Genomic DNA, 21,111 nt, shown 5'->3' with positions numbered 1-21,111 from the left:
AACAAAAAAAGACCGTCCGGTTGCATCAAAAATGTGCAACCAGACGATCTTAGTAACCAATATGTATTACCGTAGACTCTAAGCTTTGCGGCCTATCCTTTCGAATAGTGTGCTAAAAATATCTTTTATTCTTTTTTTGTTTCATTTTCCTCTTAAACCAAATATTACTATACCGTCTGGACGGTTATAATTCAATACTCTATAAAATTGTTCTATTTTTCTAATAAAAAAAATAATTCACCACTACATTAAAGAAGCAACGGTGAATTATTTTCACATTATATAGTTCGTATATTCTATTTATATGAATTTCTAATAAGAGCTTGAATCACTTTTTCTCTTAACTCGGGGCTTAGTCTTCCAACCCCTAAATATTCCGAATACCATAATCCATCTGCTGCTAATCTAATAATTGTTGCACAAACTGCATCTATCTCATCGTTTTCTATATTCTTTTGCAGTTGCTGAAATGATTGTTGTAATGGCTCAAGTAATTCAGGTTTTAACATGAATGCTGCCATCATACTACTAGATAACTCTTCTGTTCTTCTCTCATTATTTAATCTTTCCTCTACAAAAGAGCGAACCCATCTCCCTTTCTTCTCTGCGTCTTCCGCAACTTTATTGTAAATGGCCCCTTCATAATCCTCTACCCCTCTGACTATCATACCTTCTATTAAAGCTTCTTTATTTGAAAAGTGATACAATAATCCACCTTTACTTACACCCGCCTCTTTTGCCACTGCTTCTAAGGTTAATTTAGCAACCCCTTTACATTGCACAATTTGAGAAGCGGCCGCCAAAATCTTTTGCCGCGTTATGCTTATACTCATTCCTTTTTAAAACCCCATTTCTACTAAATTTATATAAATACGAATCTTATTTTTAATATTGTTGATTACTACTAAGTATTTTCTTTATACAACAAAAGCTTCATTACCTTTGAATTTTTAGTTACTTATTCTATTAAAAATTTCCATATCATTCAATATGATAACATTAAACACACAAAGCTGACTATACATCTATACTTTTGTATTTATTGAAAATATATCCATTGATAAAATTTACCAATTTAGTCCTTCTTATTACCTTATAAGACGGCAGTAATTCTTTCAGCACTAAATAAAAAATGTTATTACTCCCATTGAATTGAGTAATAACATTTCACTTAACAAATTCGCTGCCAACTAGCATCCTTCACATCTTCACTAGTCGGTTTTCTAACTAATCCAATAAAACATTCCTCGCAAGCACCAAATACAATAAAATTTTTCTGTGCTTGTCTTAACGAGACTTCATTTGCACCGCCTTCAAAGTCAGGATTGTTAAACTGTACCTCATCATCTTCCCAGTAACATATATTACAAATTTCATATGTACCTGGTGGTTCTTCTTCTATTGTTCTATACCCGCAGCACGGACATGTATATTTCATTCTGTTACTCCATTATTCATTTCTTTTTTCTCCCATATATTCCGGCCCATAAAGAATGTCACAGCACAAATCATAGTTATCCCCATGAAAAATGTATTAGAATCTTCATATGTAGTTGGAATGCCTACCGTTACGAAAACAATACTAAAAGCTAAAAGTAGATATAATAATAAAGATATAATATAGCTGAGTTTAAATCGTAAAATGATACCTCTAAACAATAGCTCACCAAGTAGACAGCCACCTAAAATAATAGGTACTCCGAAATACAATGTAAGGACTCCCATTTGCGCAGTAGATTGAATTATCTTTCCAATTATGTTCGGCGAAACCAGCTCACTATTGTTTCCCATCCTATCATATAAATCAAGTGCTGTTGCTGAAATAAAGAAACTTAATATAGAAAATGAATACGGTATTAAAAATTTGCTCACTCTCATTCACCTCGCTTTTTTCTTTACATATATTATTCATTATTTTCGCATAAAAAAATAGCCCGTCTTCCGCGAAAGACGAGCCGTTCCACTTAATTCTCACTTAACTTCTTCTTATACCAATCCTGCATTCTCTCCGCATCTTCTACTCTCGTATGCTCTATTTTGTAACTAGATGATGCACTCGAAAACTTATACGTACATAAATCCGCACGGCGCTGGAAATATGATTGTGTCTTCTCCATTGATTGGACGTGTCTTCTTCTAATAAGTCCTGTATATTTTCCGACGCTACGATAGACAAGTGTAATTTGTTCTCCGTTAACACTGTAACCATTTGTTTTAAATGTTGCGTATCCAAGTGTAAAGATAAGGATTGCGAGCGGTAATAATGCCCACATGATGTAATACTTTTCAAAGTATATGCTTATTCCAGTAAGCGGGATTGCGAGCATAGCGAAAAAGATGAAACTATCAATGAGATAACGGCGCAATGCTGCTTTTGGTAACGAAGTAATATTTGCATTCAGTTCGTATGGTAATTGTAAATGCGTGAGTAACTGTTGCACTCGATCTTTTCGAATGATAGGATGCAGTGTAACTTTTTCTTTTTCGTCATCCGTTCCCTTACTTTGAATGACTTCTACTTGCACAGCACAATAACCGAACGGTTGGCGTAAAATACCTTCTTTTATCGTAATCCCTTGAATACGGTGCAATTTTAGTACGAGTTCTTTTTTCTCCAGTAATCCTTGCGAAATACGGACTTCGTCATTTCTTCGATTCACTGTAAAATCTCCATGTTTTAGCGCATAACCAATTGTCGATATAATCCACGAAAGGACGAGCAAAATAGCTATCATCAAAATCCAGCCATATATATCATGTTCCATTACATACGACTTTACGCTATTCTCTATCCATTTCGGAATGTACTCATCTACTTGGTGATACACAAAAAAGATTAATGAGAATAACAATCCAAATTGACCAGATGTAACAGAGGCTATTAAAATCTCTTTCCACGTTAATTTGTATTCTCTCGCTTGTTTTTCCTCTGTAATAATTTCTTTTACTTCTACTTCTTCTAATGTTTTTTCTACTTTCAATTCTGAAGCCGACTCATTTAACATTGCGATAAGCTCTGTCGCTTCTTCTACCGTAATTCCAGCTAAGCTAACTTCTGCTTCATCGCCTCCGCCAGCTGTTTCAATCTGAATTTTTTTCAAACCGAGCATTTGATATAGTACGTTAGAACTTGTATTAATCGTTTGAACACGTTCTTTATTTAAGTAGCTCTCCTTTTTCACAAAGAGACCTTGTTTCACATGTAATACGTTATTTTCAACCCAGTATGTTGTGTAATACCATTTTTCAAACGCTGAAAAGACGGTGAGTAAACCGAATGCAGCGGGAATTAAATACCAAAACGGGAACTTTCCGTTTAAGCTAAACATGAAAATAATGAGTGGTATAAAGTCTGTTATTTTTAACTCTAATAACATCGTGATTGGATGCTGCCTTTTATACATCCTCATCACTCACTTTCGCTAATTCTGCGATTTTCGTTTTCAACATTTCAGCTTCATACATCGTTAAACCTGGGATGCTATGAGAAGTTGCTGCTGTTGAAATGTGTAATTCTGCTAATCCGTATTTTCTCATAATTGGCCCTTGTTCAATCGTTACGTGCTGTACACGAATCATCGGCACTAATACGCGCTTAACAACGAAAAGGCCATGCTGAATTTCAAGTTCTTCTTCATTTAGTTGGTAGCTGTAATAACGTTGACGTAGTTTCGGAAACGTAAAGTAATCAAACGGTGTATATACGATTGTTAATCCGATGAGCACATAGAAAATCCAAGCCCACCAATTAAACTTAATCATAAAGAAAAGATATGCAAAAATGACTATAATACTGATTCCTAGCTCAATTAAAGAACGCGCTTTCCACACCTTGACCATGTCAGGGTGAATTTCATTTTTCAATGAATCCATGTAACCACTCCAAATCTAGTAATCTAATATATGAATACTCTTAATCTACATTTTACATAACTTTACAGAAAATTGAAATTTAATCTTCTTTCTTCTCAGGAATAAAATATCCGAACCAAAGTAGCCAAATGAAACCGATTAACTTCATCCAATTTCCATCCGCTTGAAAAGCTTCAATCATACCTGGTATTTTATAAACCCCAATAAATCCAAGAAAACCGAGCCACCAGTTTTTTTGCATTTTCATTTTTACTCCTCCTTCATTACGTTTTTCACATTTCGAATCCAAATTTCTTTATACTTTAACTGGAATCCCATGAGCATATAGTTGCTCATATTATCGATCACAAGCGCTAGCGTATGAGCATTTTCTTCCGTTTCATGTTGTGACACAACGCCCAGTCTCGCGCCTTTCTTCAATAAATCGTGGAAACCATGCAAAAAATCCTCTTGTATTTCAAATAAACGTTTCTGATACTTTTCATTTCGTGATGCAGTTACGATAAATTCATTGATAACGCGTAGTATTCCTTCTTGCCCTTCATACTCAGAGAGCATATGTAAACCATCTGCGATTAGCTTTTCTGCAAAGTTTTCTTTCGTATACCGCTCTTCATTAAAGTACTTTGTAAAATGATAATCAGAAAAAATCTCTTCAAATAAAAAATCAACTAACGCTTCTTTAGAAGAAAAATGATAGTAAATAGCCGGTTTTGAAATACCTACCTCTTTCGCAATCATGGAAAGACTCATCTTCTCAATGCCGTGTTCTGCCATAAGTTTAAATGATGCCTCTACAATGTTCTGCGATGTTTGTAAATTCTTCGTCATACTGTACCTCACTTATTTTTACTTACCGTTCGGTAAGTAAATTATAAAACAAAACGAAATGATTTTCAATTTAGTTAGCACTACAGAAGGTATTTATTGGAAAATACAGAAAGTTATAAAGTAAAAGCAACATATAACAATAAGGAGGATATCATATGAGACTTGGTGGTAATGGCGGTAGTGGTGGTAATGGCGGCGGTGAAGCGGGACAAGCTGGTAAGAGCGGATTTTCATTAATCATTGTACTTTTTATCGTATTGATTATAGTTGGAATTAGCTATATCGGACTTAGCTTCTAAGAAAAGGCGTCCTACATTACATATGTAGGACGCCTTGTTTTTAATCCCTATTCAGCAATCGCATACGATAGCAATTCATCGTCACTTCTCCAAGCCTTTGCAGTAATTGATAGTTCGCATATGCGCCGACTGGGGCACCGATTACTGGTACGAGCTGAAGCATTTTCGCTAAATCAATATAGTCTCGGTACTCTGTTTGGAACTTTTCCCAGTCCATATGATTTTCTTTTTCTGTATCCCACGTTTCGATTGCTTTCCATATTTCTTTTCTGTGATCATCACTTGAAAAGGCAAGTTGGAAAACGTGAAGGATAAAAAGACGCTCTTCTTGTTTACTCGTATCAAATCCGTACAATGTCGCTGCATCGAATAAAAATTTAATTTTAATTGTAAGTAAAAGCGGAAAGTCAGCAAGACCGAGGAGAATACCACCAGCTCCAGTCCCTGCTCCTTCTGCCGCTGCTATTTTTTTGTACTCATCCATTTTTTTACGAACTTCATCGTCACGTCTTTGCAGTGACCATGTCGTCTCTTTTAGCTTCGGCTTTATAAAGTTTGACCCGGCGCTAATCGTTTGCACCATCATACGAATCGTCTCTGTTAGTACCTTTTGTACTTTCGCCGGAATGAGCTGTTGCACCTTCGTCTGCACTTTTTTGGAGAACCGTGTCATCATAGAAGAATCTTTCATGAATGTAGCTTTCCACTGCTCCAATTCTTTTATAACCTTCTCTTCGTATGTAATCATAGGTTCATTCCTTTCAATTTAAACGCTCAATGCGCTTCGCCCCGTATTGGTAAACGAAACCGATACTAAATAATATGCTTACGATAAGTAAAATTCCTGTCATCATGAAATCTTTCGTTGCTAGTGCAAATATAATTGTAAATATAACGCTACCTGTAATAAGAATTGCATTTAATAAAGTAAGAAAATCTTTCTTCTTCTCTTCTCCGCCTACTGGGTACAAATCAAGCCAAATTTTCATGCGGTGATGTTTCCATAAAGTTAATAGCTGATAACCGATTAAGTATAGGAAGATAAGGCTTACGATAAATCGTCCATATAAAAATGGAATGAAGTAAAGAATAACTCCGCCTAGAGCGAGCAGGCGCACATATAATCCAAAATAGTTACCTGATCTTAAAAATGTTCTCGTATATAAGTATAAATATGTACGCTTTTCGCCGATTATCGAAAGAATGAAATCCAGCCATTTTCGGCGAGATACTCTTTCTTTTAATGCTGGTACATCAACGAACATATTCGCGATGCGGTACAGCAGCATCATCTTCTTACCTTCTTCGGAAATTAAATACTCCCAGTTTAGTGGCTTTCCTTTGACCATTTGATGCATGATAGCAAGGTATAACACCATGAGAAGGACGATTCCACCAATGAAAAGAACTGAAGTACGTTCTACAAGGAAATATACAAATAAACCGTTTAGGATAAAACGAATAAACCAATCAGCCCTTTGTATATTTTGATCTGTTAAAAATGACTTTTCCCACGCTACAAATAAATTCCACGCTTTTACAATGACAAATGCGAGTACGATCCATATGTAGCCAGCTCCTGTTTGCTTCATTTGTTGGAAGTATAACGGAGCAAGCGCGGCTGCTACGATTGCGATTATGTATAACTGAATCATAAATGTAAAAAGAAATGCCTTTGTGAAGTAAGGTTTTAACTTTTCTTCAACTGGCAGTAAGTAAACGAGATCCGCTTCTTTTAATAATGTTTGAATGGATCCAGCCGTTAACACGAGTCCAATTAATACTGCCATTACGAGCGCAGTTGGAAACGAAGTTGTTAACGTTTGTAACCATTGCTGGTAATAATACGCTCCCGCACCGATGATGAACACGAAAATAAATTTCAAATGATCATTAAATACGTATTTACTATATGTACGAACTTCTTTTAGAAAGTGACGAAATCGTTCTTTCCATAACGCTGTGCTATTCATAATCTTCTTCCTTTGTTAGCGCGATGTAAATATCATCTAACGTTGCACCTGGCATATTAAACTGTGATTGCAGTTCAGATAGCGTTCCCTTCGCTCTTACTTCACCTTGATGCAAAATAATGAACGAATCACAATAACGCTCTGCCGTCGCTAAAATATGTGTGCTCATTAAAATACCGGCACCACTCTTTTTCATTTGGTCCATCATTTGAAGAAGGGATTGAATCGCTAACGGATCTAATCCAACGAAAGGTTCATCTACTATGTAAAGAGATGGCTCCACTAAAAATGCGCTCATAATCATTACTTTTTGTTTCATCCCTTTTGAGAAATGAGATGGAAACCATTTTAAACGATTTTTCATACGAAACTCTTGTAGTAGTTGTCCTACACGTTCTTCATATTGTTTTTCATCCACGCCATACGCCATAGCTGTTAATTTCAAATGCTCTTCTAACGTTAATTCATCATATAATACCGGCGTTTCCGGAATAAATGAAAAGCTAGAACGGTACGCTGTCATATCATCACGAATTGTTTTCCCATTAATTGTGACAGTTCCTTTTTTCGGTTCCATTAAACCGATAATATGTTTAATCGTCGTACTTTTACCAGCTCCATTTAAACCGATTAAGCCGACAAGTTCGCCTTTATTAACAGAGAACGAAACGTCTTTTAATACAGGTCGTTTCGTATATCCTCCTGTAACATTTTCTACACGCAATAACTCGCTCATACGACACCACTTTCTTCATTAGTATTCATTCTATATTCATCTTACCAAAAATTATGCTGTACTACATAGTATCCATGTACTCAAAAAAAATTTTTAAATTTATTAGCATATAATTTCCCGAAAGCGGACATCATAATTATTGAAGAAGGAACACATTGAAAAAGCAACCACCAATTGATGAGTACAACAACATAGTGAAGTCATCATGAAATGGGGTGTCCAAGTTGGACAATGAAATTTACACATAACCAGATCATTTGTTTCATTTTCGAAACGGGGTGTCTCTGAAAGAGCATATACTGTTTTAAAAAATAAACAATTTCATTTTAAAAAAGATTGCAATTCATTTCACTTGAAAATGGGGTGTCTACGGCAGAAACTTTAGCCGATTTACCGTGCATTTCTTAAATAAATGAGGTGTCTGCGAAACGTAAATTACGATAATGCTTTTTCAATCCCTCTTCAGAAAACAGGAAGCTGAGTCAGCTTCCTGTTTTTCGTGTTTGTTCTCTTATGTAATTATGGTAAAATACGGCTAAGGATATTTGAAAGGATGAGATCAATGAATCATACAGCAGACAATTGTATTTTTTGTAAAATCATTGACGGGCAAATCCCTTGCTCAAAAGTATACGAAGATGAACATGTGCTTGCATTTTTAGATATTAGTCAAGTAACAAAAGGACATACTCTTGTTATTCCGAAAGTTCACAAACAAGACATTTTTGCGTTAACGCCAGAAATCGCATCACATATTTTTTCTGTCGTTCCAAAAATCGCAAATGCGATTAAAACAGAGTTTAATCCAGTTGGCTTTAACCTACTTAACAATAACGGTGAAAAAGCTGGACAAACTGTGTTCCACTTCCACCTTCATTTAATTCCACGCTACGGTGAAAAAGATGGTTTCGGTGCTGTTTGGAAATCACACCAAAATGAATACACTATGGAAAATTTACAAAACATCGCAAGTACAATTGCAAATAGTGTGAAATAATGACACTATAAGAAGGCGTAATACATAACAAGCCACTTCCCTGAAGTCATCAAATTCCGCATGGCTTGTTTCTTCACCTAAAATGCTCAGGGATGATTGTTTGTGCATAGCACATATAAGAAAGATATGCATATTTTTTCACATCATGAATACGAACAAAAAATAAGGAGGTCTCCTTTTATGTCAAAAGCTAAATCCTTTATTACAGGTGTTATTTGCGGCGGAGCAGTTGCTGGACTAGCCGTTCTTTTCTCAACTCCTTCTTCTGGTAAAGACATGCGCGGCAAGTTAAAAGAAAAAGGAAATGATATTAAAAAGACTTTAGCTGATATTACAGCTGATACGAAATTATTAAAACGTCAAATCGTTGAAACTGCTTCAGAAGGTAAAGAAGTGTTCCAAGAATTAAAAGACGATATGCACGATACACTTTCTAACTGGAAGCAAGATATTTCTCAAAACAAGCGCCATATTGAGAAAGAAATTTTGGACATCCAAAAGTCAATTGAGAAACTGCAAGAAGCTGTTCCAGAAAAAGCGTAAACAAATTCCTGCTTAGTTTTTTGCATATAACAAATATTTTTTATATAAATTGACCTTGACACGGCATATCGTATAGATATGCCGTGTTTTTATGCATTTACAATATATGTTATCAATTAACATGTAAGGACAACGCATGTATTCACGACTCATAAAACGCTTCCATAGTTATGCATGATTTGTATAGAATGTCATTTTGTTAAAAAATTTTCACAATTCTTACAAAAAGACTTTATTAATTTTTATTTTACTGGCATAATAGATAGTAATGAAAAAGAATGTTAAAGTGGGTGAGTAAATGAAAAGTGGAGAAAAAGATTACTCGGTAAAAGAAGCGATGATTTTCAGCCAACGCATTGCTCAATTATCGAAAGCGTTATGGAAATGTGTAGAGAAAGATTGGCAGCAGTGGATTAAACCTTACGATTTAAATATTAATGAACATCATATTTTAACAATCGCTTATCATTTAAAAGGGGCTTCTATTTCTGAGATTGCTAAGTTTGGAGTTATGCACGTATCAACGGCATTTAACTTCTCTAAAAAGCTAGAAGAACGCGGCTATCTTGTATTCTCAAAAAAGGAAGATGATAAACGAAATACGTACATTGAAATTACAGACAAAGGGGAAGAATTACTACTTCGCTTAATGGAGGAGTATGATCCTGAAAATAATTCAGTGTTTAATGGGGCTCTTGCACTTCGTAATTTTTATGGGAAGTTCCCAGAAAATATCGAACTGATTGCAATCCTGCGTAATATTTACGGACAAGACTTTATCGATATTTTTGAGAAATCATTAGAAGATATTGAAGAGAACTTTACAGAATCCGATCAAAAGTTAGTTAAGAAATAATCTATTTATTTTTTCGCAATCATGCTTAAGAATTCATTCATAAGCGGCTTAAATAAACCTTGTTTTGCTAGCGCTTCCGCAGTTTCGTGTACTTCGAGCTGATGTGGAAGCGCTTTTTCAAATTGATCTAACAGCGCATCGAACAAAAGAAGCCCTTCTGCTTTCTCCACTACATATTGCTCGTTCAGTTTTTCACAAAGATTTAGTATACGTTCAATATCTTTTTTACGAGCTTTTTTCTTTATGATCAAAGAATAAAATGGACACTTCTCTTCATCAATCATTTTAAATAGTAGGTCTACATAGTATTCAGCTTGTTCTAATCTTCTAACAACGTCCATTTTCTCCCTCACTTTCTAACACAAAGTCTTCTATTTCTGAATTTTGTAACACGAACAAAATATCGTGTGATACAATATATGTATATGTATTTTAGCCAAAAGGAGGTCTCGCCTCATGACACTTATAACAGTTGTTTTTGTCGCATTTGCACTTCTTGTTATATTTTACACGAATTTCATGACACATACACTGTGTGAACGAAAACAAATAGCTGCGAGCCGCCAGCCCGGTGTCTTTCGGGTTATTAATGTATGTATAACAATTTTATTAATTTCTAGTTATATAGAAATTATATTTCATGGAAAGTGAGGAAGGAAAGCCCCTTCCTCACTTTTTTCCTCTATAAGCAAATTATACCTACAATAACCAATAAAATAAACAGTACAAGTAATAAAATAAGTTGAGAATTCATCCCCATCCCCTCCTCTATTCTGTATATGCGGCATACGCCCAATATGGCACACTTTCAAAATCTGACACGTGCTGGTTAATTTTTCTTTATCAATATGAAAACGGTTCGAAATATGATATATTAAATTTTGTACATATTGCTTATACTATAGAACAAAACATTCATCAAAACTTTATCCTCAGCCTCGGTAAGCCCTGTTAAGCGCGCTTTACCAATATAAAAAAGCAAAAGTATCAGTGAGACTTAATCGGGCTCTTATGAATCAAAATTCATTGGTGTAGGATAAATTAAAAATACATAATAGTAGGAGTGTTTATCGAATGAAGAAAGCTATGCTTGCCTTAGCCGCAACAAGTGTAATCGCATTATCAGCATGTGGAACATCATCATCAGACAAAATTGTTACATCTAAAGCTGGTGACATTACAAAAGAAGAATTTTACAATCAAATGAAGACACAAGCTGGTAAACAAGTACTAAACAACATGGTTATGGAAAAAGTACTTATTAAAAACTACAAAGTAGACGACAAAGAAGTAGATAAAAAGTTCGATGAAACGAAAAAACAAGTTGGTGATCAATTCGATACACTGTTAAAACAACAAGGTCTGAAAGAAGAAACATTTAAAAATATGTTACGTGCTCAATTAGCTCAAGAAAAAGCAATTGAAAAAACAATCACTGATAAAGAATTAAAAGACAACTACAAGCCTGAAATTAAAGCAAGCCACATTCTTGTAAAAGATGAAGCTACTGCGAAAAAGGTAAAAGAAGAACTTGGACAAGGTAAATCTTTCGAAGAGTTAGCGAAACAATACTCTGAAGATACTGGCTCAAAAGAAAAAGGTGGAGACTTAGGATTCTTCGGACCTGGTAAAATGGTTAAAGAATTCGAAGATGCTGCTTATAAACTGAAAAAAGATGAAGTAAGTGAGCCTGTAAAATCACAATTCGGTTACCACATCATTAAAGTTACAGACATTAAAGAGCCAGAAAAATCATTCGAACAATCTAAAGCTGACATCAAAAAAGAACTTGTTGCGAAGAAAGTGCAAGATGGCGCATTCATGAACGATCTTATGATGAAAGAAATCAAAAAAGCTGACGTAAAAGTTGACGATAAAGATTTAAAAGATCTTTTCGAAGAGAAAAAAGCTGACGATAAAAAAGAAGAAAAGAAATAATGAAGTAAAAAAAAGCTTGGGCTTCGGCCCGAGCTTTTTTATGTATCCTCTTCGTTAATGAAAGTTTATTTTTTCATTCGTTTAACTAAAACCATCTTTTATGCATTTCACTTAAAAACATTTCTGTAATTTTAAATCCAGAATTTTCTCCTATAATAGAGTCAATCCCGCAATGCGGACAAACTGCTGTGTTATCATCATCCCACCACTCTGTAATTTTTTCTGGATGAAAAATTTCTAAACAATAGAAACAACCACATATAACATCCTTTTCTAAGTGCTTTCTATTACGAGAACAAAAACGATGCGCTTCCTCAAAATATTTTTGCATCAGTATCCCCCTATTCCTGATTTTCTTCTTTGCTTTACTTACATTCTCCTCAATAAAATTGCAATTCTTCCTTAAAGAAAAACACAAAAAAACCTTGATCCACGCCACGCAGAACCAAGGTTTATCTTATTATCATTGATTAAATTCAAAAACTATGTTAAATTAGTACAGAAACACGTTTTCTAAAACGAAAGGAACGTATTTATCCGTATATTAATTGTACACCAAAACACATCTTCAGTCAACCTCTATTTTTCACTTTTAAAGGAGTGCTTACCGTATGAACAAAAAACTTGATTTAGAGCAAAAAAGATTGGATACCGTAATCGAGACAATTACGGAGCAAATTGATAAACTGGAGAACGAAACTGGCAGACGCCGGGCAGAAGTAATCAATATTCGTAAACACTTTTGGGATGATGTGAAAGTGAACACGGATACTTTTGATGATTATCTTGAAACAGTTATCAACTTAAGACAACAAGCTCAGTCACTAGCTGTCACACAAATTACCCATAAGCACACCTTTAATCGACTTGCCGCACTAAAACGCATGCATAAAGCACCTTATTTCGGACGAATTGATTTCAAAGAAGAAGGAGAATCTGCTGCGGATCAAATTTATATCGGTGTTGCTACACTTACGGATGCTAGCGGAGAAAACTTTCTTATATATGACTGGCGCGCACCTATTTCGAGTGTATACTACGATTATCCACCAGGACCAGCTGAGTACAGTACACCAGGAGGCGTAATCCACGGTAATGTGGAGAAAAAATTACAATACATTATTCAAAATGGCGAGATTGATTCTATGTTCGATACGAGCCTTACAATTGGCGATGAAATCTTGCAACAAGCGCTCGGAAAAGGTACGAACAAACATATGCAAAGTATCGTCGCTACAATTCAGCGTGAACAAAATGAAATTATTCGTCACGATGAAGGCCGACTCCTTATCGTGCAAGGAGCTGCTGGTAGTGGTAAAACGTCAGCTGCCCTGCAGCGAATCGCCTACTTACTATATAAATATCGCGAATGGCTAAAAGCGGATCAAATTATTCTCTTCTCCCCTAACTCTATGTTCAATAGCTACGTTTCTAACGTACTACCTGAACTCGGCGAAGAAAATATGCAGCAAGTGACATTCCAAGAATATTTAAATCATAGACTGAGTAAGTCATTTGACGTTGAAGACCCTTATGAGCAATTAGAATATATGCTAACTGAAACAAATAGCCCTACCTATAAAACGAGAAATGCGAGCATCCGATTTAAAGCATCCACTCAATTTTTCGAGATGATTAGAGCGTACAGACAATCTCTTGAATCTTCAGGTATGCTATTTAGAGGAATGAAATTTAGAGGGAAACTAATCGCCTCAGCTAAAGAAATTACAGAGCAATTTTACAATACAGACTCCTCCCTCCGTTTCAATAATAGAATTGAAAAGTTAACGGATTGGCTAAATAAGCAAATAGATGCACTTGAAAAAGCAGAACTGAAAAAGCCTTGGGTAGAAGAAGAAATTGAACTACTTAGTAAAGACGAATATCAAAAGGCTTATAAATACTTGCAGAAAAAAGGCGAGTTTGACGACAACTCCTTTAATGATTTTGAGAAAGAAACGAAAGTACTCGGACGTATGATTGTCCGTAAAAAAATGAAGCCGCTTCGTAAAGGCGTTCAAACATTGCGTTTCATCAATTTTACAGGCATATATAAACAACTTTTCACAGATGCATCATGGGTTACTGGGGAAAAACCGAAAGAATGGGATGACATTTGCTCATTAACAGTAAACATGCTTGATGAAGGAAAGCTATATTACGAGGATGCGACTCCATTTTTACTTTTAAAAGAATTAATTGAAGGCTTCCAAACGAACAGATCGATTAAACACGTACTCGTAGATGAAGCACAAGATTACTCTCCGTTCCAGTTCGAGTTTTTAAAACGTCTCTTCCCTGCCGCAAAAATGACGGTACTCGGAGACTTTAACCAAGCGATATTTGCCCATGCGAGTGAAACGGTGAATTTCGATACACTTACGAATTTATACGGGCCAGACGAAACAAACGGCATTAACTTAACTCGTAGCTATCGCTCAACAAAACCGATTATTGAATTTACACGTGCTCTCGTACCGGAAGGGAAGAACATTCACGCCTTTGAACGTGACGGCGCGAAACCTACAGTGACGAAAGTAGCTAATCACAACGAACTACACGAACATATTACTGCTAAAGTTGCTGAACTACAAAAAGAGCAGCACAATACGATCGCAATTATATGTAAATCTGCGGCTGAAAGCGCCGCTGCTTACGAAGCACTTAATCATATCGAGAATATTAAACTCGTGAAGAGTAACTCAGCCGAGTATGAGCAAGGCGTCGTCGTGATCCCTGCTTATTTAGCGAAGGGTATCGAATTTGATGCTGTTATTATTTACGATGCTTCTAAAGATGTGTACAGCGATGAGAGCGTTCGTAGATTGTTCTACACTGCTTGTACGCGTGCAATGCATGAATTGCACCTTTATAGCGTTGGTGAGGTTAGTCCTTTTGTGCTTGGGGCTGATTCGGATAGTTTTGAGCTTATAACGAAAACACCTTGATAATCATCAAGGTGTTTTTCTCATTCTAAAAGGAATATCTTTACGTCGATATACACTTAACACAATTCCCATTATAAATGCATGAAACAGAGTTGGTATCAATCCGTAGCTAATAAATGGTAATGATATAGAAACACGTGGTAATATCCCGAGGGTCATGCCAACGTTACAAATAAAATGGATTACAAAAAGAGTCACTCCGCCAACGAGAAGCAATTTACCATAACCATCATTTATTTTATAAGCTATGTTCATTATTCTTACTGCAAAAAGAGAAAGAATCACGACAAGAACTAGCGCAAGTACATATCCATAATAGTAAGTCAAACTTGCAAATACAAAATCAGTATGGGCAGCACGGATAGACTTTATATTTTCATATGTACCGAACCAACCTGCTGAAGACATCGCCTCTTTCAAACGTAAATACCATAGATCATGCTCTGGGTTTAACATTCCTAAAACTCTGGCCATACGGTATTCTTTTACAGCAGACCAGGAAAGTAGATCCCTAATAATCAATGGTACAATAGGTAAAATCGTAATGAGCCATGCCGTTTTCTTTCCTAACTTACTCCACCAAAGCATAACAAATACCATCGTAATGTAGATGAAAACGGGTAAAAGAATTGATATAGTTGAAAATAAATATAAAGAAAATACGTACAACATGAGAAGTTGTATAAACTTTAACCTACTATTATTGAAAAAAGAAGCCCAAGCTAGAAAGAAGAATGGTATCGTCATTAAACAGTCAATTTTGATGGGGCCAATTTTTATTATCGCTTCCCCAATCACGTAACCAGTCGGAAAACATTTTATAGCTAACAAGATAAGTATTCCAATTGTATAAAACAGCCACCCGAGTCTTTCTAGCTTCCGGTAATCAAGCAGCATCATCCCAACAGCTGTTGCAATGCCGAGAATTACAAAAATTACTTTGTTCATTAGTAAATCGTTCGTATGCCCAAGAGCGATTATTGGTAAAAACCCTAACCCCATAGCAGCCACTAATAAAATAACTAAGAACCAATCCACCTTTGGCTTATGAAGTTTGTTAAGTTCCCGGCCAAGTTTAATCGGACTCCCCATTTGTTCAACAGCCTTATCTTCAGCAACTTCCTCACTTAATCCTTTATCCATCCACATATTCTTCGTCTGTTTCAAGTGAAAATCTAGTTCCGTTGCTACTAAGTCCTTCGCTTCTTTTGATTTAATATGGTTCGTAACTTCTTTTAAAAAACGCTCTCCTTTTTTGTTCATTTTTTCTCACCCCTGTACTAAGCCTTTTAATATAAATCGTGCCTTCGTAGCATTTTTCTCTGCCTTTCGCAGCATCTTGTTTCCTTTATCATTTAATTGATAATATTTAGCTCCTGCGTGATCCCAGCTAGATTGGATAAAGCGATTCTGTTCTAGACGATGTAATAAAGTGTATAGAGACCCTTCATCACCTTCGAATTTTTGAATCCCTCTTCCTCTTAGTAACTGCATCAATTCATAACCTGTTTTTTCATTCATAAGAAGTTGTAACACTGCTAAAAGGATATCTCCTTCCTTTTCGGACGATTGCTTAATTTTTTCGCGCACTTGCTTCTGGTGTTGATCAGAAAAACTCAAATGTTTAAACGTTGTGTTCTCCATTGATTTTCGCAAGCCTTTTAATCGATCTTCCATTTGATTATTCCTCCAATCCTTCCTTCAAAAGTTCCTTCGCTTTTTTCAGTCTCGTTTTTATCGTGTTTTCCTTTACGTCTATTACCATAGCAATCTCTTTAATTGATAATTCTTCATAATAAAATAGATAAATGACTTCTCGATATTTTATCGGTAAATTCATTACTGCAGAAGCTAACCTACTATCCTCAGCATTTTGAATGACAGTTTGTTCGACACTATCATTTTGAATCCCAATATACGCAAATTCATCCTCTGTAACGATTACCTTTTTGTTATACCAACTTTTTATATAGTCCTTACATTGATTGATCGCAATTCTCCATAACCACGTTTTCACATTCGATTTCCCTTTGTATGTATGAAGAGATTTATAACATTTCACAAATATATCTTGCGTTACATCCTCCGCAACCTCTTTATTATTCACATATGAATACACAAGCTGTAGGACTTCTTGTCCATACTTGTTCATTATTTCGTCGATAAGGTCCTCCTTATCTTCTATTTCAAACGCTTCTATCGTTAATTCATCCACATCATTTCCTCCTTCCCATATATTAGACGACGCACTGTATGGAAAAGTTTTATAAATACATAAAAAAATACGGATGGTAATGTCCATACCGTTTTTTTATGTATATTTATTTACTTCTTGTCCCCTGACACTAATGCTCTGCTTAAAAACAGGAATTTTCATCCATATATCTTGTTCCCTATTTTAAAACATAATACAATTAAAATGTAACTTAATAAGCTATAACTAGTAGGTGTGGCAATCATCTCTTCCATTTTGAAAAAAGGGGGGAGGTGATAATATGATCGCGATGTTTGTAATTAAATTAGTGTATGGTATCCTAACCGGAGCTGGCGTTGTCATCGGTAGAAGATACGTCGGTCCGTGGCTAATTTCTGTATACAAAAAAGCGAGAACCACCCTGCTTCGTGGAAAAGGTAAGGGCGGTTCTCGGCTAAAACGTTAATGTAATTGTCTTATAACCGCACCTACTACCACCACAATAGCAAGTTAGGTTACAAAGGCAGAAGTTTCTCAGGCTTCTGTCTTCTTTATTTTATGCAAAATTCATACTAAATACTCTATCATCATTGTAACACATTTTATTTATTTTTAGTCAAGAGAAAAAACCACCTAAAGGCTCCCCTTCAGTTGGTTTTCTATTTTACACTAAAGCAGCCGCCTATTCTTGTTGTTCTAGACTTTTTCTAGTTCAGCTGTGCCGCTCTCATCATTTATAGCACCAATAAAGACGGATTATGGACCCGCTTCATAACAGTAGGATTAAACAAGGAACAACACCTATTACGAATATAAAAAATCCTCTCACTACATAGTACCTATGTTTTCAGTGATACTCTATTACCATCAAATTAAATTTGTATAATTTAAACTACAGAATAGCGAGCTAATTTTCAAATATCTTCTTTCGCATAACCCTAAATTTATTATCCAGTTGCATTATGCTTATAAATAAAAGATATCCTACCGACGCACCGAGCATATTTATAGCAATCCGCCACACATCAAAAACATCAGACAAAGTTAGTAAATGTAATATCTCCCAAACAAGAAAGGTCATAACATACCACTTACGAGCTTTCTTATAGTTAGTCACTTTATTAATGAGCACTGGAACGAAAAATCCGAATGGAACTACTAATATTATATGTTGTAAAACACTTAACCAATAAGTTGAGTTTCCCCAAGGACCTGGATGTGCAATAAAATCTTTAACTTGCCAAAGTGTTATTCCAAAAAGTTGTAATAACGTTTCTAAATCAGATATATGTAAAAATTGCTGCCAAAATTCAATGGGATGATAGACAGTCCCACCACCTGTCAAACTGCGAACAGAGTCAAATGTAGAAGTTGAAATAAACGTTCCTAAAAAGACAATAAAACAAATGATTATATAAGGAATACATAAAATTTTTGATAATACCTTTAATGGCCTAGGAACTTCGTATACCGATTTATTAATCTCTACGCCAATAACTTTTGATTCTCCAAAACTTTGAATCGCTTTATAAATCGCTTCTTTTTCATTCATACCTTGTTCCATATATTCTTCTTTCAAGCTGTTCAAGTGATCATACATTTCTAGAAATAACTCATCCTGTTCAATATCACTAAGTTCTGAATAGGCTAAAATAGACTTAATATACTCGTCAAATTCACTCATAAATAACTCCTTTCTGACAAGCTTGAATTAATGCTGTTACACTCTCCCAAGAGTTCACTTTCTTCTGCAATTCTTTTTTCCCTTTATCTGTAATAGTATAGAATTTCCTTTTCATCCCATTCTCAGATTCATTCCAATAAGATTCAAGAAACTCCTTTTTCTCTAATCTCTTTAAAGCAGGATACAAAGTTCCCTGTCCCATACTATACAAATCTTCACTTGCATCCTTTAAACTTTGAGCTATTTCGTATCCGTATGTATCACGTTTTGCAATGATAGAAAGTAATAAAATATCTATACTTCCCTTCAAGATTTCTTTGTCCAACAATACCACCACCTTATATACATAGTATAACAACATATGTCGTTATACAACATAGTTAGAAAAATAACCCCAAAAAAAACCACCTAAAGGCTCCCCTTCAGGTGGTTCTCTATTTTATGCTAACGCAGCTGCCTGTTCTTGTTGATCTACAGGAATTACAGCATCTGTTAATGCTTTTTCTAGTTCAGCTGTATATTTCATTTGTTCTTCTTTGCTCCAGCCTAGTTTCGCAGCCATGTAGTTGATTACTGCTTCTTTCCACTCGTATACCCAGTGGATGTTGAAGAACACAGCGCCTCTGCGGCGTACGAAGAAGTCAACTGGTTTTGCTGTCATTTCGTAATCCATTGCGTATACAAGCGGGATTAGAACGTCTAGTGGCATGTTGTATTCTTTCGCTTCGTCTTTATGTTTTTTCGCTAAATCAAATAGTACGTCAACGTTAGAGCCGTAGAATTTCGCGAATTCTTCTGCTTGTGCTGTTGTTAAACCATATTTCGTACCTTCGCCAGCTTTTTTCGCAACGAATGCTGGGAATCCGTGTGAACCATCTACATGTCCACCAGAGATTGGCATATGTTTCGTGTCGCTCTTCGGATATGCGCTATGACCTTCTTTTTGTAGTAAGTTCGTTACATAGTCTACTACCATTTCAGCCATTTTGCGGTATCCAGTTAATTTACCACCTGCGATTGTAATTAAACCAGATTCAGAAGTCCAAATTTCGTCTTTACGAGAAATTTCAGATGCACTCTTACCTTCTTCGTAAATTAACGGGCGTACACCAGCCCAGCTTGATTCGATGTCTTTCTCTGTAATTTTCACGCTTGGGAACATGTAGTTAATCGCATTAATAATATACGTGCGATCTTCTGTTGTCATTTGTGGTACAGCTGCGTCTTTATCATAGAACGTATCTGTTGTACCTACATATGTTTTTCCGCCGCGTGGAATCGCGAACACCATACGTTTATCTGGTGTATCGAAGTAAATCGCTTGACCTAATGGGAAACGTTTTTGATCAATTACTAAGTGAACACCTTTTGATAACTGAAGTACTTTCCCTTTTTTCGAGTTATCTTTTTCACGAAGTGTATCTACCCAAGGGCCAGCTGCGTTTACAATTTTCTTACCGTAAACTTCGTACACTTCACCGTCTAGTAAATCGATTACACGTACACCGCATACTTTTCCATCTTTATATAAGAAACTGTCTACTTTTGCGTAGTTAACAGCTTTCGCACCATGCTCAATTGCTTCTTTCATTACTTCAATTGTAAGACGCGCATCATCTGTACGATATTCTACGTAGTAACCGCCGCCTTTTAATCCTTCTTTTTTTACAAGAGGCTCTTTGTTTAGCGTTTCTTCACGGTTAAACATCTTTCTGCGCTCGCTTCGTTTTACACCTGCTAAGAAGTCGTATACACGAAGACCAATTGATGTACTAAATGATCCGAACGTACCGCCTGTATGGAACGGAAGTAACATCCACTCTGGTGTTGTTACATGGGGACCGTTCTCATATACGATCGCACGCTCTTTCCCCACCTCTGCTACCATTTTCACTTCAAGTTGTTTTAAATAACGTAGACCACCGTGTACAAGCTTCGTTGAACGACTTGATGTACCTGCTGCAAAGTCCTGCATTTCAAACACAATTGTTGATAACCCGCGTGTTGCTCCATCTAATGCAATACCAGAACCAGTAATACCTCCACCAATTACGATCACATCTAACTCTTGTTTATTTACTCCGTTTAATACGTCTTTACGTTGTTTACTTGAAAATTTCATGGTAATTCCTCCCTTTGATAACGAAAAAAGAGACCACAAACTCCGCTATAGATTTCGCCTCTATAGCGCGTTGTGGTCTCTCCAAATCTCCTACCGAATTATTAACTTGTCACCATT

The 21,111-nt window shown here is 35.8% G+C and carries 26 protein-coding genes and 1 riboswitch; of the genes, 8 read left to right on the top strand and 18 right to left on the bottom strand.

What is annotated here, in order from left to right; all coding sequences use genetic code 11:
• Positions 1–31: 31 nt before the first annotated feature.
• Positions 32–124, bottom strand: a riboswitch (cyclic di-GMP riboswitch).
• Positions 125–296: 172 nt separating this feature from the next.
• The 7 genes from ACX9TM_RS05665 to ACX9TM_RS05635 form a co-directional block, all read right to left on the bottom strand.
• The gene (locus ACX9TM_RS05665; RefSeq protein WP_000028016.1) at positions 297–833 is read right to left on the bottom strand and encodes a TetR/AcrR family transcriptional regulator; all 537 of its coding nucleotides are present in this window, start codon (positions 831–833) and stop codon (positions 297–299) included.
• 338 nt (positions 834–1,171) lie between these two features.
• A complete protein-coding gene (locus ACX9TM_RS05660; protein WP_000877842.1) occupies positions 1,172–1,438 on the bottom strand; it encodes a CPCC family cysteine-rich protein in 267 nt (88 codons plus the stop codon).
• On the bottom strand, positions 1,435–1,872 hold the full coding sequence (locus ACX9TM_RS05655) for a hypothetical protein (RefSeq protein ID WP_000033012.1): 438 nt from the start codon (positions 1,870–1,872) through the stop codon (positions 1,435–1,437). The genes ACX9TM_RS05660 and ACX9TM_RS05655 overlap by 4 nt, the downstream gene beginning before the upstream one ends.
• Positions 1,873–1,964: 92 nt before the next feature.
• The gene (locus ACX9TM_RS05650) at positions 1,965–3,404 is read right to left on the bottom strand and encodes a PH domain-containing protein (RefSeq protein ID WP_063220302.1); all 1,440 of its coding nucleotides are present in this window, start codon (positions 3,402–3,404) and stop codon (positions 1,965–1,967) included.
• Positions 3,397–3,873 carry a PH domain-containing protein gene (locus ACX9TM_RS05645; RefSeq protein ID WP_000377670.1) on the bottom strand — a complete coding sequence of 159 codons (477 nt, stop codon included), beginning with the start codon at positions 3,871–3,873 and terminating at the stop codon, positions 3,397–3,399. Before ACX9TM_RS05645 ends, ACX9TM_RS05650 begins: the two co-directional genes overlap by 8 nt.
• 79 nt (positions 3,874–3,952) lie before the next feature.
• Entirely contained in the window at positions 3,953–4,120 is a 168-nt protein-coding gene (locus tag ACX9TM_RS05640) for a hypothetical protein (protein ID WP_000783813.1), read from the bottom strand.
• 2 nt (positions 4,121–4,122) lie between these two features.
• On the bottom strand, positions 4,123–4,704 hold the full coding sequence (locus tag ACX9TM_RS05635) for a TetR/AcrR family transcriptional regulator (RefSeq protein WP_000164838.1): 582 nt from the start codon (positions 4,702–4,704) through the stop codon (positions 4,123–4,125).
• A gap of 155 nt (positions 4,705–4,859) precedes the next feature.
• Here ACX9TM_RS05635 and ACX9TM_RS05630 point away from each other — a divergent pair, with 155 nt between their 5' ends.
• A complete protein-coding gene (locus ACX9TM_RS05630; RefSeq protein WP_072769936.1) occupies positions 4,860–5,003 on the top strand; it encodes a YjcZ family sporulation protein in 144 nt (47 codons plus the stop codon).
• Positions 5,004–5,043: 40 nt separating this feature from the next.
• Here ACX9TM_RS05630 and ecsC read toward each other — a convergent pair whose 3' ends face one another.
• The 3 genes from ecsC to ecsA are packed head-to-tail and all read right to left on the bottom strand — an operon-like array spanning position 5,044 to position 7,712.
• On the bottom strand, positions 5,044–5,751 hold the full coding sequence (gene ecsC / locus ACX9TM_RS05625; RefSeq protein ID WP_000634142.1) for an ecs operon protein EcsC: 708 nt from the start codon (positions 5,749–5,751) through the stop codon (positions 5,044–5,046).
• 13 nt (positions 5,752–5,764) lie between these two features.
• Complete coding sequence (gene ecsB / locus ACX9TM_RS05620; protein ID WP_001089133.1) at positions 5,765–6,976, bottom strand: ABC transporter permease EcsB; 1,212 nt, start codon at positions 6,974–6,976, stop codon at positions 5,765–5,767.
• Positions 6,969–7,712, bottom strand: a complete 744-nt coding sequence (gene ecsA / locus ACX9TM_RS05615) for an ABC transporter ATP-binding protein EcsA (RefSeq protein ID WP_001292603.1) — start codon at positions 7,710–7,712, stop codon at positions 6,969–6,971. The genes ecsB and ecsA overlap by 8 nt, the downstream gene beginning before the upstream one ends.
• 562 nt (positions 7,713–8,274) lie before the next feature.
• Here ecsA and ACX9TM_RS05610 point away from each other — a divergent pair.
• The 3 genes from ACX9TM_RS05610 to ACX9TM_RS05600 all read left to right on the top strand — a co-directional run bounded on the left by ACX9TM_RS05610 (position 8,275) and on the right by ACX9TM_RS05600 (position 10,108).
• Positions 8,275–8,709, top strand: coding sequence for an HIT family protein (locus ACX9TM_RS05610; RefSeq protein ID WP_001016841.1), 435 nt, complete (start codon positions 8,275–8,277; stop codon positions 8,707–8,709).
• A 180-nt stretch (positions 8,710–8,889) separates the two neighbouring features.
• Positions 8,890–9,252 carry a YtxH domain-containing protein gene (locus ACX9TM_RS05605; RefSeq protein ID WP_000030300.1) on the top strand — a complete coding sequence of 121 codons (363 nt, stop codon included), beginning with the start codon at positions 8,890–8,892 and terminating at the stop codon, positions 9,250–9,252.
• Positions 9,253–9,550: 298 nt separating this feature from the next.
• Entirely contained in the window at positions 9,551–10,108 is a 558-nt protein-coding gene (locus tag ACX9TM_RS05600; RefSeq protein WP_000834924.1) for an HTH-type transcriptional regulator Hpr, read from the top strand.
• Between the two features lie 5 nt (positions 10,109–10,113).
• On the opposite strand, the gene ACX9TM_RS05595 is transcribed toward ACX9TM_RS05600, so the two are convergent.
• A complete protein-coding gene (locus ACX9TM_RS05595) occupies positions 10,114–10,449 on the bottom strand; it encodes a DUF1878 family protein (RefSeq protein WP_000383655.1) in 336 nt (111 codons plus the stop codon).
• Between the two features lie 115 nt (positions 10,450–10,564).
• Here ACX9TM_RS05595 and ACX9TM_RS05590 point away from each other — a divergent pair, with 115 nt between their 5' ends.
• Positions 10,565–10,759: a hypothetical protein gene (locus ACX9TM_RS05590; protein WP_000172690.1), complete on the top strand. Its 195-nt coding sequence runs from the start codon at positions 10,565–10,567 to the stop codon at positions 10,757–10,759.
• Between the two features lie 423 nt (positions 10,760–11,182).
• Positions 11,183–12,046 (top strand): peptidylprolyl isomerase PrsA, encoded by an 864-nt coding sequence (prsA, locus tag ACX9TM_RS05585; RefSeq protein WP_000710074.1) that lies wholly within the window; start codon positions 11,183–11,185, stop codon positions 12,044–12,046.
• 85 nt (positions 12,047–12,131) lie between these two features.
• Here the strand turns inward: prsA and ACX9TM_RS05580 are convergent, their stop codons facing one another.
• Positions 12,132–12,377 carry a hypothetical protein gene (locus ACX9TM_RS05580; RefSeq protein WP_001174905.1) on the bottom strand — a complete coding sequence of 82 codons (246 nt, stop codon included), beginning with the start codon at positions 12,375–12,377 and terminating at the stop codon, positions 12,132–12,134.
• 280 nt (positions 12,378–12,657) lie between these two features.
• On the opposite strand from ACX9TM_RS05580, the gene helD reads away from it, so the two are divergent.
• The gene (gene helD / locus ACX9TM_RS05575) at positions 12,658–14,994 is read left to right on the top strand and encodes an RNA polymerase recycling motor HelD (RefSeq protein ID WP_065381840.1); all 2,337 of its coding nucleotides are present in this window, start codon (positions 12,658–12,660) and stop codon (positions 14,992–14,994) included.
• 6 nt (positions 14,995–15,000) lie between these two features.
• Here helD and ACX9TM_RS05570 read toward each other — a convergent pair whose 3' ends face one another.
• From ACX9TM_RS05570 to ACX9TM_RS05560, 3 genes are read right to left on the bottom strand one after another with little or no spacing between them, the layout of a single operon-like run.
• Positions 15,001–16,257, bottom strand: a complete 1,257-nt coding sequence (locus ACX9TM_RS05570) for an FtsW/RodA/SpoVE family cell cycle protein (RefSeq protein ID WP_065381839.1) — start codon at positions 16,255–16,257, stop codon at positions 15,001–15,003.
• A gap of 6 nt (positions 16,258–16,263) precedes the next feature.
• Positions 16,264–16,671, bottom strand: coding sequence for a PadR family transcriptional regulator (locus tag ACX9TM_RS05565; RefSeq protein WP_000390153.1), 408 nt, complete (start codon positions 16,669–16,671; stop codon positions 16,264–16,266).
• Positions 16,672–16,675: 4 nt separating this feature from the next.
• On the bottom strand, positions 16,676–17,209 hold the full coding sequence (locus ACX9TM_RS05560) for a sigma-70 family RNA polymerase sigma factor (RefSeq protein ID WP_059304046.1): 534 nt from the start codon (positions 17,207–17,209) through the stop codon (positions 16,676–16,678).
• 280 nt (positions 17,210–17,489) lie between these two features.
• On the opposite strand from ACX9TM_RS05560, the gene ACX9TM_RS05555 reads away from it, so the two are divergent.
• Complete coding sequence (locus tag ACX9TM_RS05555; RefSeq protein ID WP_000561154.1) at positions 17,490–17,654, top strand: hypothetical protein; 165 nt, start codon at positions 17,490–17,492, stop codon at positions 17,652–17,654.
• Positions 17,655–18,095: 441 nt separating this feature from the next.
• On the opposite strand, the gene ACX9TM_RS05550 is transcribed toward ACX9TM_RS05555, so the two are convergent.
• The 3 genes from ACX9TM_RS05550 to glpD all read right to left on the bottom strand — a co-directional run bounded on the left by ACX9TM_RS05550 (position 18,096) and on the right by glpD (position 20,994).
• On the bottom strand, positions 18,096–18,872 hold the full coding sequence (locus ACX9TM_RS05550) for a VanZ family protein (protein WP_001288377.1): 777 nt from the start codon (positions 18,870–18,872) through the stop codon (positions 18,096–18,098).
• Positions 18,865–19,197: a PadR family transcriptional regulator gene (locus tag ACX9TM_RS05545; RefSeq protein ID WP_000356630.1), complete on the bottom strand. Its 333-nt coding sequence runs from the start codon at positions 19,195–19,197 to the stop codon at positions 18,865–18,867. Before ACX9TM_RS05545 ends, ACX9TM_RS05550 begins: the two co-directional genes overlap by 8 nt.
• A gap of 114 nt (positions 19,198–19,311) precedes the next feature.
• Positions 19,312–20,994 carry an aerobic glycerol-3-phosphate dehydrogenase gene (glpD, locus tag ACX9TM_RS05540; RefSeq protein WP_000672831.1) on the bottom strand — a complete coding sequence of 561 codons (1,683 nt, stop codon included), beginning with the start codon at positions 20,992–20,994 and terminating at the stop codon, positions 19,312–19,314.
• Between the last annotated feature and the right edge of the window lie 117 nt (positions 20,995–21,111).

The organism is Bacillus sp. LH1 (assembly GCF_057924895.1).
Note: the sequence above shows the minus strand (reverse complement) of the source record. Positions and strands in the feature narration are given on the sequence as shown.